Origin of the sequence: Pseudomonas donghuensis (genome assembly GCF_000696345.2) — a bacterium.
GTDB lineage: Bacteria > Pseudomonadota > Gammaproteobacteria > Pseudomonadales > Pseudomonadaceae > Aquipseudomonas > Aquipseudomonas donghuensis.
Genome location: NZ_CP071706.1, coordinates 4,827,553 through 4,843,283 on the forward strand (window position 1 = coordinate 4,827,553; position 15,731 = coordinate 4,843,283).

Here is a 15,731-nt window from a genome sequence, read left to right on the forward strand (position 1 = left end):
CAATCTTATGCAACCACAACTGACCAAGCTGCTGAGCCTTTCCGGCCTTGCCGCCGCCCTGTTGGCGATCAGTGCCCAGGCGTCGGCCGAGCAGGCCCAGGCACCCCGCTTCAGCGCCGAACCGTGCTGCCAGCTGTGCCCGCAGGCCCACGACGCCAGCCGCTACACCACCCGCTACCAGCAGAACTTCACCACCCTGATACAAGCCCAGGGCGACTGGCTGTTCCGCACCCGCGAAGACCTGCGCACCGAGTTCGACACCACGCCGGCCGGCTACCGCCGCCTGCAGCAGTTGCACGATGCGTTCAAGGCCAGGGGCGTGGAACTGGTGATCGTCTACCAGCCGACCCGTGGCCTGGTGAACCGCAACATGCTCAAACCCGCCGACAAGGCCGCCTTCAACTACACCAAGGCGCTGCACAACTACCAGGCCATGCTCGGGCGCTTCAGCAAGATGGGCTACACCGTGCCCGACCTGTCGCCGCTGACCAACGAACAGTTGGCCGCCGCCGACCAGGGCAAGGATTTCTACTTCCGCGGCGATCAGCACTGGACCCCCTACGGCGCCGAGCGCGCGGCGAAGATCGTCGCCGACAGCGTGCACAAGATGGCAGCCTTCGCCGAGGTGCCCAAGCGTGAGTTCGAAAGCCACAAGTCCGGGCGCATGGGCAAGACCGGCACCCTGCACAACGTCGCCGGGCAACTGTGCGGCACCAGCTACGCGGTGCAGTACATGGACCAGTTCGTCACCGAACCCAAGGGCGAGAGTGGCAGCGATGACCTGTTCGGCGATTCCGGCAACCCGCAGATCACCCTGGTTGGCACCAGCCACAGCGGCAAGAACTACAACTTCTCGGGTTTTCTCGAACAGTACATCGGCGCCGACGTGCTCAACGTCGCCTTCCCTGGCGGCGGCCTGGAAGGCTCGATGATCCAGTACCTGGGCAGCGAAGCGTTCCAGAAAAACCCACCGAAGATCCTCATCTGGGAGTTCTCGCCGCTGTACCGCCTGGACCAGGAAACCATCTGGCGGCAGATGCTCGCCCTGGTCGACAACGGCTGCGCAGGCAAGCCCGCGCAGATGAGCGCCAGCACCACACTCAAGCCAGGCAAGAACGAGCTGATGGTCAACGGCCGTAACGGCGTGATCAAGGACCTGACCAATGGCCGTCACCAACTGGACATCCAGTTCGAGGACACCTCGGTCAAGACCCTGCAAGCCACCCTCTGGTACATGAACGGCCGCCACGAGGACCTGAAGATCGAGAAGCCGCAGACCGCCGACACCGATGGCCGCTTTGCCTTCGAGCTGCGCGAGGACGAGGACTGGGCCGCCCAGACCCTGCTCGCCGTGGAAGTTCAGGGGCCGCAGAGCGGCAGCCAGAAAGTCGCAGCCACGCTGTGCAAACGCAAGTGAGGTGCTTATGAACACATTCAGCACATCCCCTGTAGGCGCGGGCTTCAAGGTGCTCGCGCTGGCCCTGGCCCTGTTCGGCCCGGCCGTGCAGGCCGCCGGGCTGGTCCCTCCCCAGGGTTACTACGCCGGGATCGAGAAACTCAAGAGCGGCGGCAGCGACTTCAAGTGCGAAGCCATCCCCCGTCCCTACACCGGCAAGCTGCAGTTTCGCAGCAAGTACGAAGGCTCGGACAAAGCCCGCGCGACCCTGAACAAGGCCTCGGAACAAGCCTTTCGCGATTCCACCGCGAGCATCACCACCCTTGAGCGCGGGGTCAGCAAACAGGTCATGCAGTACATGCGCGATGGCCGCCCGCAGCAGCTCGACTGCACCCTGGAGTGGCTGAGCAGCTGGGCCAGCGCCAATGCGCTGATGTCCACCGACTACAACCACACCGGCAAGTCGATGCGCAAATGGGCGCTGGGCAGCCTGAGCTCGGCCTGGCTGCACCTGAAGTTCTCCAACTCCCAGCCGTTGGCTGCGCACCAGCAACAGGCCGAGCTGATCGAGAAATGGTTCGGGCGCCTGGCCGACCAGGTGGTCAAGGACTGGAGCGACCTGCCGCTGGAGAAGATCAACAACCACTCCTACTGGGCGGCCTGGTCGGTGATGGCGACCGCCGTGGCCACTGACCGCCGCGACCTGTTCGACTGGTCGTTGAAGGAATACCGGGTGGCCGCCAACCAGGTCGACGCCCAGGGCTTTTTGCCCAACGAGCTCAAGCGCAAGCAACGTGCCCTGGCCTACCACAACTATGCCCTGCCGCCGCTGGCGATGATCGCCAGCTTCGCCCAGGCCAACGGTGTCGATGTGCGCCCGGAAAACAACGGCGCGCTCAAGCGCCTGGGTGAACGGGTGCTGGCGGGGGCGAAAGACCCGAGCCCGTTCAAGGCCAAGAATGGTGAAAAGCAGGACATGGATGACCTGAAGATCGACAGCAAGTACGCCTGGCTCGAACCCTGGTGCAGCCTCTACCGCTGCAACAGCGATGTGCTCGGGCGCAAGCACGACATGCAGCCGTTCAAGAGCTTCCGCCTGGGCGGCGACCTGACCCGGGTCTATGACCCGCAGGCCGAACAGAAAAAGTAAGGATCTGCATTGTCCCTGTGGGAGCTGGCTTGCCAGCGATCGGAACACCGCGATGTGTCAGATACGACGCCTCGCTGGCAGCCAGCTCCTACAGGGTTGGTGCAAGGCAAAGATTTGATCTGGTTTCTCCCGGGAGGTTTCACGGGGGGTTTGGGGGGCTGCTGCCCCGACTGATAACGACAAGGAGAGATCGGGATGGTGTTTTCATCCAACGTGTTCCTGTTCCTGTTCCTGCCGATCTTTCTCGGCTTGTACTACTTGAGCGGGCAACGCTATCGCAACGCCCTGTTGCTGCTGGCCAGCTACGTGTTCTATGCCTGGTGGCGGGTGGACTTCCTGGCGCTGTTCGCCGGGGTCACCCTGTGGAACTACTGGATCGGCCTGAAAGTCGGCGCCGCCGGCGTGCGCAGCAAGCCGGCACAGCGCTGGCTGCTGCTGGGCGTGGCGGTCGACCTGGGCATCCTCGGCTACTTCAAGTACGCCAACTTCGGCGTCGACAGCCTTAACGCGATCATGACCTCGTTCGGGCTTGAGCCGTTCATCCTCACCCACGTGCTGCTGCCGATCGGTATCTCGTTCTACATCTTCGAGTCGATCAGCTACATCATCGACGTGTACCGCGGCGACACCCCGGCGACCCGCAACCTGATCGATTTCGCCGCCTTCGTGGCAATCTTCCCGCACCTGATCGCCGGCCCCGTGCTGCGCTTCAAGGACCTGGCCGATCAGTTCAACCACCGCACCCACACCCTGGACAAGTTCTCCGAGGGTTGCACACGCTTCATGCAGGGCTTCATCAAGAAGGTGTTCATCGCCGACACCCTGGCGGTGGTCGCCGACCATTGCTTCGCCCTGCAGAACCCGACCACCGGCGACGCCTGGCTCGGCGCCCTGGCCTACACCGCGCAGCTGTACTTCGACTTCTCCGGCTACAGCGACATGGCCATCGGCCTGGGCCTGATGATGGGCTTTCGCTTCATGGAGAACTTCAAGCAGCCGTACATCAGCCAGTCGATCACCGAGTTCTGGCGGCGCTGGCACATCAGCCTGTCGACCTGGCTGCGCGACTACCTGTACATCACCCTGGGCGGCAACCGCGGCGGCACCTTCGCCACCTACCGCAACCTGTTCCTGACCATGCTCCTGGGCGGGCTGTGGCACGGTGCCAACTTCACCTACATCGTCTGGGGTGCCTGGCACGGCATGTGGCTGGCGATCGAGCGGGCCCTGGGCATCAACGCCGCGCCGCAGCGCTTCAACCTGGTGCGCTGGGCCTTCACCTTCCTGCTGGTGGTGATGGGCTGGGTGATCTTCCGCGCCGAAAACCTGCACGTCGCCGCACGCATGTACGGCGCCATGTTCAGCTTCGCTGACTGGCAACTGTCGGAGCTCAACCGCGCCAGCCTCACCGGCCTGCAAGTGGCGACCCTGGTGCTGGCCTACGCGACCCTGGCGTACTTCGGCCTGCGCGACTTCTACCGCAACGCCAAGCCCGAAGCCAAGGCCAGCCCCGTGGCGGTCCACGCCGACGGCAGCCTGGGCTTGGACTGGGGCCTGTACGCCACCCGTGCGCTGGTGCTGCTGCTGTTCGTTGCCTCGATTCTCAAGCTCTCGGCGCAAAGCTACTCGCCGTTCCTCTACTTCCAGTTCTGAGCGAGCCGACCATGACCCGATCATTACGCAAACTCTACGCCCTGCTGTTCCTCGCCCTGTTGCTGGGCCTGGGCCTGTGGTCGCTGGGCGGCCTTGGCAGCTTCCAGCGCAGCGCGCAAATGACTGCCCTCGACGGCAAGCTGGCCAAGGCCGCCGAGACCCACTACGACGAGCAGTTCCCGCTCAAGCGCATCGGCACCAACCTGTGGGCGGCGCTGGATTTCAAACTGTTCAACGAAGGCCGCCCGGGCGTGGTGCTGGGCCGCGAGCACTGGCTGTTCAGTGACGAGGAGTTCAAGCCGGTGGCCAATAGCGACCAGTTCGAACAGGAAAACCTCGCGCTGATTCGCGGTGTACGCGACACCCTGCAACAACGCGGCGTGCAGTTGGTGCTGGCGATCGTGCCGGCCAAGGCGCGGCTGTATCCGGAGTACCTCGGCGAGCAGACCCCGGCCAGCCTGCACACTGACCTGTACAACGAGTTCCACGCCCAGGCCCGCCAGGCCGGTGTGTTCGCCCCCGACCTGCTGGCGCCGCTGCAGGAGGCCAAGGCTCGTGGCCAGGTGTTCCTGCGCACCGACACCCACTGGACGCCGCTGGGCGCCGAAGTGGTCGCCCAGCACCTGGCTGCCGCCGTCGCGCGCCAGACCCTGCTCAACGGCGAGCCGCAGCAGTTTGTCACCGAACAGCGCCAGAGCGCGCCGTACAAAGGCGACCTGACCAACTTCCTGCCGCTCGACCCACTGTTCAGCAACCTGCTGCCGCCGCCGGACACCCTGCAAAAACGCAGCACCCGCCCAGCCCAGGCTGAAGGTGAAAACGGCGACGCACTGTTCGCCGACAACGAAATCCCGGTGGCGCTGATCGGCACCAGCTACAGCGCCAACCCCAACTGGAACTTCCTCGGTGCCCTGCAACAGGCGCTGCGCAGCGACGTGGTCAATTACGCCGAAGACGGCCATGGCCCACTGCTGCCGATGCTCAAGTACCTGCAAACCGACGCCTTCAAGAACAGCGCGCCGCAAGTGCTGATCTGGGAGTTCCCGGAACGTTATCTGCCAATGAAAAACGACCTCAGCGCATTCGATCCGCAGTGGATCGCGCAGCTGAAAAAAACCCGCAATGCCAATCAAGACCTGGCCCTGTCGTCCCATCGGACGGAAAACTGAAGAGGAAACGCACATGACCTTGCATACCCCAAAGCACCGCATCGCCAAAGCCTGCGCCCTGGCCGCAGGGCTCAGCCTGCTGTCGCTGCAAGCCTTCGCCGGCGCCGATGCCGCACTGTATGGCCCAACCGCACCGAAAGGCTCGACCTTCGTGCGCATCTACAACGCCAGCGCCCAGCCAGTGAGCGCCAGCGTCGGCAATACCCAGATCAACGCGGTGGCCGCCCAGGGCAGCAGTGATTTCAGCTTCATGCCCCAGGGTGATTACAGCGCCAAGGTCGGCAGTCAGAGCCTGCCGGTCAAGCTCGCCGCTGATCACTACTACACCCTGGTCAACAACGCTTCGGGCCAGCCGCAACTGGTCGAGGAGCCACCATTCAGGAACAAGCAGAAATCCCTGGTTCGGGTACAGAACCTCAGTGACCAGGCCCTGACCCTGAAGACCGCCGACGGCAAGACCGAGGTGGTCAAGCCGGTCGCCGCCAAAGCCCGTGGCGAGCGCGAGATCAATCCGGTCAAGGTCAGCCTGGCGCTGTATGAAGGCGACAAGAAAGTCAGCGACCTGAAGCCTGTGGCTCTGGAGCGCGGCGAAGCGGCGGTGCTGTATGTCACCGGCTCCGGCAGCAACCTGTCGCCGGTCTGGGTCAAGCGCCCGGTATCCACCCGTTAACCACCTGCCTATTTCAATTTTTGGAGAACACTCATGATTCCAGTCATTCTGTCCGGTGGTAGCGGCTCGCGTCTGTGGCCCCTGTCGCGCAAGCAATTCCCCAAGCAGTTCCTGGCCCTGACCGGTGAACACACCTTGTTCCAGCAGACGATCGAGCGCCTGGTGTTCGACGGCATGGACGCGCCCATCGTGGTCTGCAACAAGGACCACAAGTTCATCGTCAGCGAGCAACTGCACAACCTGAAACTCGAAACCCAGGGCATCCTCATGGAGCCCTTCGGCCGCAACACCGCGCCAGCGGTAGCCCTGACCGCGATGAAGCTGGTCAACGAAGGCCGTGACGAGCTGATGCTGGTGCTTCCGGCCGACCATGTGATCGATGACCAGAAAGCCCTGCAACGCGCCTTGGCCCTGGCCACCGTGGCCGCCGAGCGCGGCGAGATGGTGCTGTTCGGAGTCCCGGCGAGCAAACCGGAAACCGGCTACGGCTACATCAAGTCGAGCCAGGATGCGCTGCTGCCCGAAGGCGTCAGCCGGGTGGCGCAGTTCGTCGAGAAGCCGGACGAAAAGCGCGCAGCCGAATTCGTCCGCGCCGGCGGTTACTTCTGGAACAGCGGCATGTTCCTGTTCCGCGCCAGCCGCTTCCTCGAAGAGCTGAAAAAGCACGATGCCGACATCTACGACACCTGCCTGCTGACCCTGGAGCGCAGCACGCAAGACGGCGACAACCTGAACATCGACGAAGCCACCTTCGCCTGCTGCCCGGACAACTCCATCGACTACGCAGTGATGGAGAAGACCCGGCGTGCCTGCGTGGTGCCGCTGTCGGCCGGCTGGAGCGATGTCGGCTGCTGGTCGTCGCTGTGGGATGTGCACGAAAAAGACCACAACGGCAACGTCACCAAGGGCGACGTGGTGGTCCAGGACAGCCGTAACTGCATGATCCACGGCAACGGCAAGCTGGTGTCGGTGATCGGCCTTGAGAACATCGTCGTGGTCGAGACCAAGGACGCCATGATGATTGCCCACAAGGACAAGGTTCAGGGCGTCAAGCAACTGGTCAACACCCTCAACGAACAGGGCCGCAGTGAAACCCAGAACCACTGCGAGGTGTTCCGGCCGTGGGGCTCGTACGACTCGGTGGACATGGGCGGGCGCTTCCAGGTCAAGCACATCACCGTCAAGCCCGGCGCCAGCCTGTCGCTGCAAATGCACCACCACCGTGCCGAGCACTGGATCGTGGTGTCCGGCACCGCCGAGGTGACCTGCGACGAGAACGTGTTCCTGCTCACCGAGAACCAGTCCACCTACATCCCGATCGCTTCGGTGCACCGCCTGCGCAACCCGGGCAAGATCCCGTTGGAGATCATCGAAGTGCAGTCCGGCAGTTACCTGGGCGAGGACGATATCGAGCGCTTTGAAGATGTCTACGGGCGCTCGACGCCGATCGAGCGCGGGATCTCGATCAAGACCATCGCGCAGTAACCCCGTAGCCTGCCCATCGCCGGCAAGGCCGGCTCCCACACTGGATCTGTATTCACAATCCCTGTGGGAGCCGGCCTTGCCGGCGAAGCTTTTTGAGGCCCACCCGATTTACGGTTAGGATGAAAGCACCCCGCACACAAGGTTCATTCCATGTTCATCGGTGCCCTGCTGATCCTCACCTGGCTGGTCCTGCTGCTGCGCTACCCGGCCAAGGCCCTGCCGATTTCCCTGGCAGCATTGCTCGGCCTGGGGCTGGTGGCGTTGTGGGTGGTGTGGCTGGACAACCGCGAAGCCAACCAGTTGGCCCGCCTGGAACTGCGCCTGACCTACGCCCCCGAGCAATGCCCGGCCGATCGCCCGCTGCAAGTGCACATCAACAACGGCAACTCGGTGCCTTTGCTGGAACTGCGCTGGCGGGTCGCCGCCTATGCCCCGGGCGATACCGTCAACCTTGCCGAAAACACCTATGCCGCGCCGCGCTACCGCGGCCCGGGCGAGCTGCAACCTGGCGCCAGCTGGCAAGAGTGCCTGCCGTTGCCACCGCTGCGCTCCGGCTACCGGCCACAGAGCGTCGACTACCGCGCCGAGCACCTGCAAGGCAGCTTCGCCGACTGAGCACCTGGTATTTTTGCCAGGTTACCCCAGCGGCAAAACCCTGTTGAATATCGCTGCAGACTTCACTGCCTAGCGGAGTAAGGTCATGGTCGATACATCGCCAGCGGTTCAGGACGAATTCAAGCTGCTCTTCGAACGTATCAATAACCATCGGACCCTGGCCAAGCCGGTGGTGATCCTGGTGTACTCGGACACCTGTCCGGCGTGCGCCGACGCCAAACGCAATGTGACTACCCTGGCCAACAACGGCTATCGGGACCGCGTTCAGTTCTATCAACTGACCTTCGCCGCCTTTCAGGCCTTGTCCTGCGACCTGCAGGTTACCCATGTGCCCACTCAACTGCTGTATGACACTGCAAGCCAGCGCCAGCTGTGGACCGGCATCTGCACCGAACAGTTGGAAAATGCGCTGAAAACATTGATCGCTGAAGTATGATCCAGTACCCCCACTGCTCAAGGACAGCAACTTATGCCAAGCGTCTTGATCACCGGTTGCTCCAGCGGTATCGGCCTGGCCCTGGCCGAAGCTTTCAACAACGCGGGCTTCGACGTCTGGGCCACCGCGCGCAAGGCTGAAGATGTTCAGCGCCTGGCAGCCTCGGGTTTCACCGCCCGCCAGCTGGACGTCAATGATCCAGCGGCATTGAGCCAACTGGCAAACGAGCTTGAGCAACGCGGCAATGGCCTCGATGTGCTGATCAACAACGCCGGCTACGGTGCCATGGGCCCACTGCTCGACGGCGGCGTCGAGGCGATGCGCCGGCAATTTGAGACCAACGTCTTCGCCCCGGTGGGCGTCACCGCTGCACTGTTTGCCTTACTGCGACGCAATCGGGGCCTGGTGGTGAACATTGGCAGCGTCTCCGGGGTTCTGGTGACCCCGTTCGCCGGCGCCTATTGCGCTTCCAAGGCCGCAGTCCACGCGCTGAGCGAAACCCTGCGCCTGGAGCTGGCACCGTTTGCTGTACGGGTCATGGAAGTGCAGCCAGGCGCAATTGCCTCGCAGTTCGCCAGTAACGCCGGGCGCGAGGCCGAGCAATTACTCGACGAAACCTCGCCCTGGTGGCCGCTGCGCGAAGGCATCCGCGCCCGCGCCCGGGCCTCCCAGGACAACCCGACACCGGCCGCCAAATTCGCCAAAGGCGTGCTCGATGCCGTGCAGAAAAGCCCGACGCCGACGCTGGTGCGCCTGGGCAATGGCAGCCGGGCATTGCCGTTACTGGCCAGCTGGCTGCCCAACGGTATGCTGCAAAAGGTCCTGAAAAAACGTTTCGGTCTGAACCGGATGCTGTGATCTTCCCGGTTTTCGGGGGTGAACGCCTGCGATAGCTGACCCTATCGCTAACTATAAATTGCACGCTAGAGCATTTTCCAAAGTCTCGCCAAGGCGAAGAATCCCTACCGTATTTGAACGGCTGGCCAGCCCTCTGTGTCCTTGCACGCCCTTGAGTTAGGGCCTGCATGCCCCATTTGCGGGCAGAGAACACTGCCGGTTCAAAGACATTCAGGGAAAAACCTCCAGGATCGGAGCCCCGTGGTCTGGCTGGCAGTCTTTCTCACAAATGCGATCAGGTAAATTCTGGAGTCATTCGTGAAACAAGCTCAACTTCCGCGCAAGATACCCACACAAGCCCGCTCGAGGATGATGGTCGAGACCATCCTCAAGACTACCGCCACCGTCGTGGTCAAGCACGGTTACGCCGGTACCAACACCAACCTGGTGGCGCAGCGCGCCGGGGTTAGTGTCGGCTCGGTGTACCAGTACTTCCCGAACAAGGACGCGCTGATTGCCGCCCTCTACGAACGCCACGCGCAGTCGGTGAACCGGGTAATCCTCGATGTCGCCGGCCAGTACGAAGTGGCCGACCTGCAGGCGCACATCAAGCTGCTGGTGCGCGCCCTGCTGCAGTTGCACCTGCAGGAACCGGAGCTGCATCGTCTGCTCGACAAGGATTTCGCCTTCCTCAGCAACGAATCCAGCGAGCATCAGTACAAAGCGCGCATCTCCCAGTCGATCGAGTGCCTGCTGCAACGCTGGAGCCACCAGTTGGCCCACTCCAACCTGCAGTCGGCCGCCTGGCTGACGGCGCAGATGATCACCTCGATGGTCAAGGCCTACATCCTTGATGCGCCACAGATCAGCCAGGTGGAAATCGAGCAGGCCATCAGTTGCTCGGTGACCGGGCTGCTGTGCTCAAGCCCCAACCCGGCCTTCACCCGGCGCCCGTACCTGCTCGACAGCAGCAACAGTGCCCTGGCCCATTCACGCATTCCCGCCGCGTGAAGCCTGTACCCGCTGCAATTGCTGGTAGCGTTCCAGCAAACGCCGTGATTGCAGGTAACTAGGCACTTCCACCACCAGGCCATCGACTTCGGCGCGCACACTGCCGGTACTGGCCGCTTGTTCGAACGCCTCGATCTGCCGCCGTGCCAGGTCGGCCTCTGCCGCCGTCGGCGTCAGGTAGCGGTTGGCAACGGCCACATGGGCCGGATTGACCACGCCTTTGGCCTGGTACCCGATTGATCGGGCAAATTGCATGTCTGCCTCGGCACCGGCGTCATCGGCAAAGGTGTAAGGCGAGTCGATGGCCAGCACCCCTGCGGCCGCACATTCGAGCAAAAACCGCGAACGCGGATAGTAGAGTTCGGTACCGGCACGACTGCGCCCGGCCCCCAGGTCGGCAACCATGTCTTCGGTGGCGACCAGCATTGCCTTGATCCGCGGGCTGGAGTGGGCGATCTCGATGGCCCGGACCACGCCCAGGGCAGTTTCGATATTCGGCACGATCAAGGTCGATCCGGCTTCGATCGCATACTGCGCTTCCAGGCGAGTGATCTGCTTGTCCAGCTCGATCATCTGCTCGCAGGCCTCGACCTTGGACATCATGACCACTTGCGGACGCGCGGCCATGACCGCTTCAAGGTCTTCGTAGCCACAGGTTTCGAACGGGTTGATGCGCACCGAGCTGATCCGCCCGCATTCGCGCCAGTGCTGCATGATGCTCACCGACAAGGCCCGCGCTTCGGCGCGGCGGGATGGCGGGGTGAAATCCTCCAGCTCCTGGACCAGCACATCGCCGCCGCCATTGAGCGCATCGAGCAGTGCCGCTTGATCGGCCCCCGGGATGAAGAAGAAGGTGCGGCAAAGCGCCAGCGGATTATCCTTGGAAACAGCCATGATGACGTCCTGTACTAAGAGAATGGAAAACAACTAAACAACTAGAGCATCGCCAGGCCGCCATCGACGGCGATGGTGGTGCCACTGACGAAAGAAGCCTTGCCCGACAGCAACCAGCAGATCACTTCGGCCGCTTCCTCGGCGCTGCCTTCGCGGCGCAGGGCCGTCATGCCATGCAGTTGTTCAAGCTTGCCGGCATCACGGGTGGTGTCGTCGAGCATCGGCGTGCGGATCACTGCCGGGGCGACGCAGTTGACGTTGATGCCGCGCGGCCCGAGCTCACGCGCCAGGCCTTTGCTGAGGGTGATGACCGCGCCCTTGCTGGTGGCATACCCCAGTGTGCCGGCCAACCCGCCACCGCGAATGCCGGCGACACTGGCCACCGTGCAAATGCGTCCGCCACGCGCCATGAGGCGAACCGACTGCTGCACCACACTGAAGGTCGCGATCAGGTTGATATCCAGCAACTGACGCAAGCGCGCAACGCTCAACTGCTCGAAAGGCGCGGTATCAACGACACCGGCGCAGGTGGCCAGTACGTCCACCCGCCCCTGCCAGTGTTCAATCTCGGTAAACGTTGCCGCCACTGCCTGCTCGTCACACAAGTCCAGGGTGAAGCTGCGATGCTGCGGGCCAAGCGCCGCCAACGTCGCCGCCAACCCGCGCTCATCGAGGTCCAGACACGCGACCCGATAGCCCTCGTCAGCCAGTTGCCGGGCAGTTGCCGCGCCGATCCCGCTGGCCGCGCCGGTCACCACGGCAACCTTGGTTTGTTCCAACATATCAACTGCACTCCTTGAGGCAAACCGTGAACCTTTCATTACCAGTCCACGCCTGTCCGACATGCTAAAAGAATGTTGAGACAACAACTACTCGCTTACCGGCCCCCGATAATAACGGGGCAAAGCCGAGCCGCTGCCAGGTTTAACTCGCATTTAACAAAATTGTTAAATATCCGATACCCAGACTCGTTATCGCCGACGAAATGCGAGCAACTTGCAAATCCATTTTATTTTCATCGCGACAAATCGACGCAGCGTCTCATAACGAACCATAACGTCCATTTAAAACCCAGCAAGCCCGCGTATTTCCTGAGCTCAACCTGAGCAATCACGCAGCGCCGCACTCGGTTATTTGAATGCGAGTAGCCATAGCACGGCAACTTGCCTAGGATAAGAAACAAATTGAAACGTTGTTAAAAGTGACAACTACCCGCTCAACGATGTTTCAACTTTCTTGCAATCTTCAGCCCCACAAATCAATAAAAGGACGTTCACGATGAGCAACAAGGGTTTTGACACCGTCATTGAAATCAAATACCGCGACACCGACTCGATGGGTCATGTCAGCAGCCCGATTTATTATGACTACATGCAGCACGCCTACCTCTGCTACATGCACGATCTGCTGAAACTGCCAAAGAGCGAAAAGCTGCCGCACATCATGGTTCGCAGTGAGTGCGACTACATCAAGCAAGCCATGTATGGCGAAACCCTGGTGGTCACCAGCGAAGTCGTGAAGTTCGGCACCAAGAGCTTTGAAATCGAGCACACCATGCGCCGTCAGGACGACAGCAAGGAAGTGGTCGCCAAGGCCAAGTCCTACCACGTCATGTTCGACTACGACAAACAGTCCACCATCCCTGTACCGCAAGCATTCAAGGATCAGGTCCTGGCGTTCCAGGAAGGCTGAGCAGCTGCTCAAGGATGACGGTTTCGCCGGGCGCCTTGCGGCCGGCGAACAGACTGCAAAGGTAACCTAGCAATGAAACTCTCCTGGACTCCGCAGCAACATGAGTTGCTGGTGAAATATCGGGAAATCGGTGCCGAGCTGGCCACCGCCCGCAAAACCGCAGCGCCCGGTTTCGATCATTACGGTTGGCAACGCCTGTGCGACGCCGGCCTGTGGCAATTGGTGATTCCGGCCAGCCATGGCGGCCTGGGCGAGGACTGGTGGGGCTTTACCGCCGCCCTCGAAGGCCTGGCCTCTTCGATCCGCACGCCGGAGCTGTTGCTCTCGGTGATCGCTCAGGCCGGCATGGTTCGCGCGCTGATGCTGTACGGCAGCGACGAGCAGAAAGACCGCTACCTGACCGCGATCCTCAACGGTGCACTGAGTGCCACCGGCATTGCCGAACCCGGTACCGGTACCGATGTGCGCAGCATCCACAGTCTGCTGACGCCGGTCGCCGACGGATATCGCCTGAACGGCAGCAAGTTCAATATCGCCCACGCACCAGTGGCCGATTTCATGCTGATCGTGACCAAGCTGGACACTGACGCCAAAGCCAACATTGCCCTGGTCATGATCGACAAGGACACCCCGGGCCTGACCCGCGGCGAGCCTGACGACAAGCTGGGCAACAAGCACCTGCCCACCGGCCCGCTGTATTTCGACAACCTGGCCATCCCGGCGTCCCAGGTGCTCGGTCAGCCTGGTCGCGGGCTGCAGCAGCTGATCAAGATCATTTCCCTGGGGCGCCTGTACTACGGCCTGGTGGCCGCCAACCTGCCGACTCCGTTCCTGACCGAGGCCATGCAGTACGCGGCGCAGCGCGAAAGCTTCAACAGCGCTATCGACAACCACCAGTATGTGCAGAAGCGCCTGGTGGACCTGGCCATGGGCATGGAGCGCAACCGCTGGATGGTTTATGCCGCGCTGGATCAGCTGCTCAACGACCATCCACAGGCGTTGATGAGCTGCTCGATCGCCAAGCTCGGCGCGGCCCAGGACTTCATCAACAGCGCCATCAGCCTGCTCAAGCTGTATGGCAGCCTGGGTTACCACGAAGGCGACATCGCCAACCTGGTCAAGGATGCGTTGGGGTTCGCCAGCGTCGGCGGCACCGAAGAAATGCACCAGAAAAACATCTTCAACCAGCTGCTACGCCTGACACAGGCCGCCTGAAGCGGTCGAGCCAGCAGCCCGCAAGCCTTTTTTCGCAACCCCTGCCACCACGCCGGCCAGGCCCGTACGGTCCTGCCAGGCGTGGCACGGCGGCGGGATTCTGCCTGCCTTTTATTCCGTCCATCCATGAAGAGAGCAGATCGGATGCCAACCAAATCGATACCCCTGCACAGAACCCCCGTCGCCCAGATGCCTGCTGCCTTTGCCCAGCCCGTCGACGACCGCTTCGAACATGCCAGCCTCGATGAACTGCGCGCGCATCAGTTGCTGCGCCTGCGTCAGAGCCTGGCGCACGCTTACAACAACGTGCCCTGGTACCGCGAGCAGTTCCATGCCCGGGACGTGCACCCCTATGACCTGGAGAGCCTGGAAGACCTGTCCCGCTTCCCGCTGACCAGCAAGGCCGAACTGCGCGAGCATTACCCCTTCGGCCTGTTCGCCGTGCCCATGGACCAGGTGTCACGCCTGCATGCCTCCAGCGGCACCACCGGCAAACCGACCGTGGTCGGCTACACCCGCAACGACATCGACGTCTGGTCCTCGTTGGTGGCCCGTTCGATCCGTGCCGCTGGCGGCAAGCGCGGCGACCGAATCCACATCGCCTATGGCTACGGCCTGTTTACCGGGGGCCTGGGGGCCCACTACGGCGCCGAGAAACTCGGCTGCACGGTGATCCCGATGTCAGGCGGCCAGACCGCACGCCAGGTGCAACTGCTCAAGGACTTCCAGCCAGACATCATCATGGTCACCCCCTCCTACATGCTCAACATCGCCGAGGAAATCGAGCGCCAGGGCATCAACCCTCATGAGCTGTCGCTGCGGGTCGGGATCTTCGGTGCCGAGCCCTGGGGCCAGCAAATGCGCACCGAGCTGGAGCAACGCCTGGGAATCCAGGCCCTGGACATCTATGGCCTGTCGGAAGTCATGGGCCCGGGCGTGGCCATGGAACACCTGGACACCAAGGATGGGCCGACCCTCTGGGAAGACCATTTCTACCCGGAAATCATCGACCCGCAAACCGGCGAAGTGCTGCCCGACGGCCAGTTCGGCGAGCTGGTACTGACCACCCTGAGCAAGGAAGCGCTGCCGATGGTGCGCTACCGCACCCGTGACCTCACCCGCCTGCTGCCAGGGAATGGCCGGGCCATGCGCCGCCTGGACAAGATCACCGGCCGCAGCGACGACATGCTGATCATTCGCGGGGTCAACGTGTTCCCCAGCCAGATCGAGGAACAGCTGCTGAACCTGTTCATCTTCAGCCCCGTGCATGAGCTGCACGTCAGCCGCGAGGGCAACCTCGACTCGCTGACCGTCCAGGTCGAAATGCGCCCTGAGCACAGCCGCCTGAGCACCGAGGAACAGCTTGCCGCCTGCCAGCACCTCAGCCACCAGATCAAGGTGCATGTGGGCATCAGCACGCGCATCGTCCTGCAGCCGTGCAACACCCTCAAGCGCTCTGAAGGCAAGGCCGGAAAAGTCATCGATCTGCGCGGCAAACGCTAAAAGCC

The 15,731-nt window shown here is 62.4% G+C and carries 15 protein-coding genes; 13 read left to right on the top strand and 2 right to left on the bottom strand.

Annotation, left to right across the window (positions count from 1 at the left end; all coding sequences use genetic code 11):
* Nucleotides 1-7 precede the first annotated feature (7 nt).
* The 10 genes from BV82_RS22400 (at nucleotide 8) to BV82_RS22445 (ending at nucleotide 10,422) form a co-directional block, all read left to right on the top strand.
* Nucleotides 8-1,417 (top strand): alginate O-acetyltransferase, encoded by a 1,410-nt coding sequence (locus BV82_RS22400; RefSeq protein WP_010220707.1) that lies wholly within the window; start codon nucleotides 8-10, stop codon nucleotides 1,415-1,417.
* 7 nt (nucleotides 1,418-1,424) lie between these two features.
* Nucleotides 1,425-2,546 carry a mannuronate-specific alginate lyase gene (locus BV82_RS22405; protein ID WP_010220705.1) on the top strand — a complete coding sequence of 374 codons (1,122 nt, stop codon included), beginning with the start codon at nucleotides 1,425-1,427 and terminating at the stop codon, nucleotides 2,544-2,546.
* A gap of 195 nt (nucleotides 2,547-2,741) precedes the next feature.
* Entirely contained in the window at nucleotides 2,742-4,199 is a 1,458-nt protein-coding gene (locus tag BV82_RS22410) for an MBOAT family O-acyltransferase (protein ID WP_036996827.1), read from the top strand.
* An 11-nt stretch (nucleotides 4,200-4,210) separates the two neighbouring features.
* The gene (locus BV82_RS22415; RefSeq protein ID WP_036996828.1) at nucleotides 4,211-5,368 is read left to right on the top strand and encodes an alginate O-acetyltransferase; all 1,158 of its coding nucleotides are present in this window, start codon (nucleotides 4,211-4,213) and stop codon (nucleotides 5,366-5,368) included.
* 13 nt (nucleotides 5,369-5,381) lie between these two features.
* On the top strand, nucleotides 5,382-6,038 hold the full coding sequence (locus BV82_RS22420; protein WP_036996829.1) for an alginate O-acetyltransferase AlgF: 657 nt from the start codon (nucleotides 5,382-5,384) through the stop codon (nucleotides 6,036-6,038).
* 33 nt (nucleotides 6,039-6,071) lie between these two features.
* Nucleotides 6,072-7,523: a mannose-1-phosphate guanylyltransferase/mannose-6-phosphate isomerase gene (locus BV82_RS22425; RefSeq protein ID WP_010220700.1), complete on the top strand. Its 1,452-nt coding sequence runs from the start codon at nucleotides 6,072-6,074 to the stop codon at nucleotides 7,521-7,523.
* 150 nt (nucleotides 7,524-7,673) lie between these two features.
* Nucleotides 7,674-8,138, top strand: coding sequence for a hypothetical protein (locus tag BV82_RS22430; protein ID WP_010220699.1), 465 nt, complete (start codon nucleotides 7,674-7,676; stop codon nucleotides 8,136-8,138).
* A gap of 85 nt (nucleotides 8,139-8,223) precedes the next feature.
* The gene (locus BV82_RS22435; RefSeq protein ID WP_036996831.1) at nucleotides 8,224-8,574 is read left to right on the top strand and encodes a thioredoxin domain-containing protein; all 351 of its coding nucleotides are present in this window, start codon (nucleotides 8,224-8,226) and stop codon (nucleotides 8,572-8,574) included.
* 33 nt (nucleotides 8,575-8,607) lie between these two features.
* Nucleotides 8,608-9,432 carry an SDR family oxidoreductase gene (locus tag BV82_RS22440; protein ID WP_036996832.1) on the top strand — a complete coding sequence of 275 codons (825 nt, stop codon included), beginning with the start codon at nucleotides 8,608-8,610 and terminating at the stop codon, nucleotides 9,430-9,432.
* Between the two features lie 297 nt (nucleotides 9,433-9,729).
* Complete coding sequence (locus BV82_RS22445; RefSeq protein WP_145959290.1) at nucleotides 9,730-10,422, top strand: TetR/AcrR family transcriptional regulator; 693 nt, start codon at nucleotides 9,730-9,732, stop codon at nucleotides 10,420-10,422.
* Here BV82_RS22445 and BV82_RS22450 read toward each other — a convergent pair.
* On the bottom strand, nucleotides 10,402-11,316 hold the full coding sequence (locus BV82_RS22450; protein WP_010220695.1) for an HpcH/HpaI aldolase/citrate lyase family protein: 915 nt from the start codon (nucleotides 11,314-11,316) through the stop codon (nucleotides 10,402-10,404). The two genes, BV82_RS22445 and BV82_RS22450, sit on opposite strands and share 21 nt — an antisense overlap.
* Before the next feature lie 41 nt (nucleotides 11,317-11,357).
* On the bottom strand, nucleotides 11,358-12,098 hold the full coding sequence (locus BV82_RS22455; protein WP_010220694.1) for an SDR family NAD(P)-dependent oxidoreductase: 741 nt from the start codon (nucleotides 12,096-12,098) through the stop codon (nucleotides 11,358-11,360).
* A 496-nt stretch (nucleotides 12,099-12,594) separates the two neighbouring features.
* Between BV82_RS22455 and BV82_RS22460 the strand changes: the two genes are divergently transcribed.
* From BV82_RS22460 to paaK, 3 genes are all read left to right on the top strand, one after another.
* Nucleotides 12,595-13,008, top strand: a complete 414-nt coding sequence (locus tag BV82_RS22460) for an acyl-CoA thioesterase (RefSeq protein ID WP_010220692.1) — start codon at nucleotides 12,595-12,597, stop codon at nucleotides 13,006-13,008.
* Nucleotides 13,009-13,080: 72 nt separating this feature from the next.
* Entirely contained in the window at nucleotides 13,081-14,223 is a 1,143-nt protein-coding gene (locus BV82_RS22465; RefSeq protein ID WP_010220691.1) for an acyl-CoA dehydrogenase family protein, read from the top strand.
* A gap of 189 nt (nucleotides 14,224-14,412) precedes the next feature.
* The gene (gene paaK, locus BV82_RS22470; protein ID WP_010220690.1) at nucleotides 14,413-15,726 is read left to right on the top strand and encodes a phenylacetate--CoA ligase PaaK; all 1,314 of its coding nucleotides are present in this window, start codon (nucleotides 14,413-14,415) and stop codon (nucleotides 15,724-15,726) included.
* Nucleotides 15,727-15,731 lie beyond the last annotated feature (5 nt).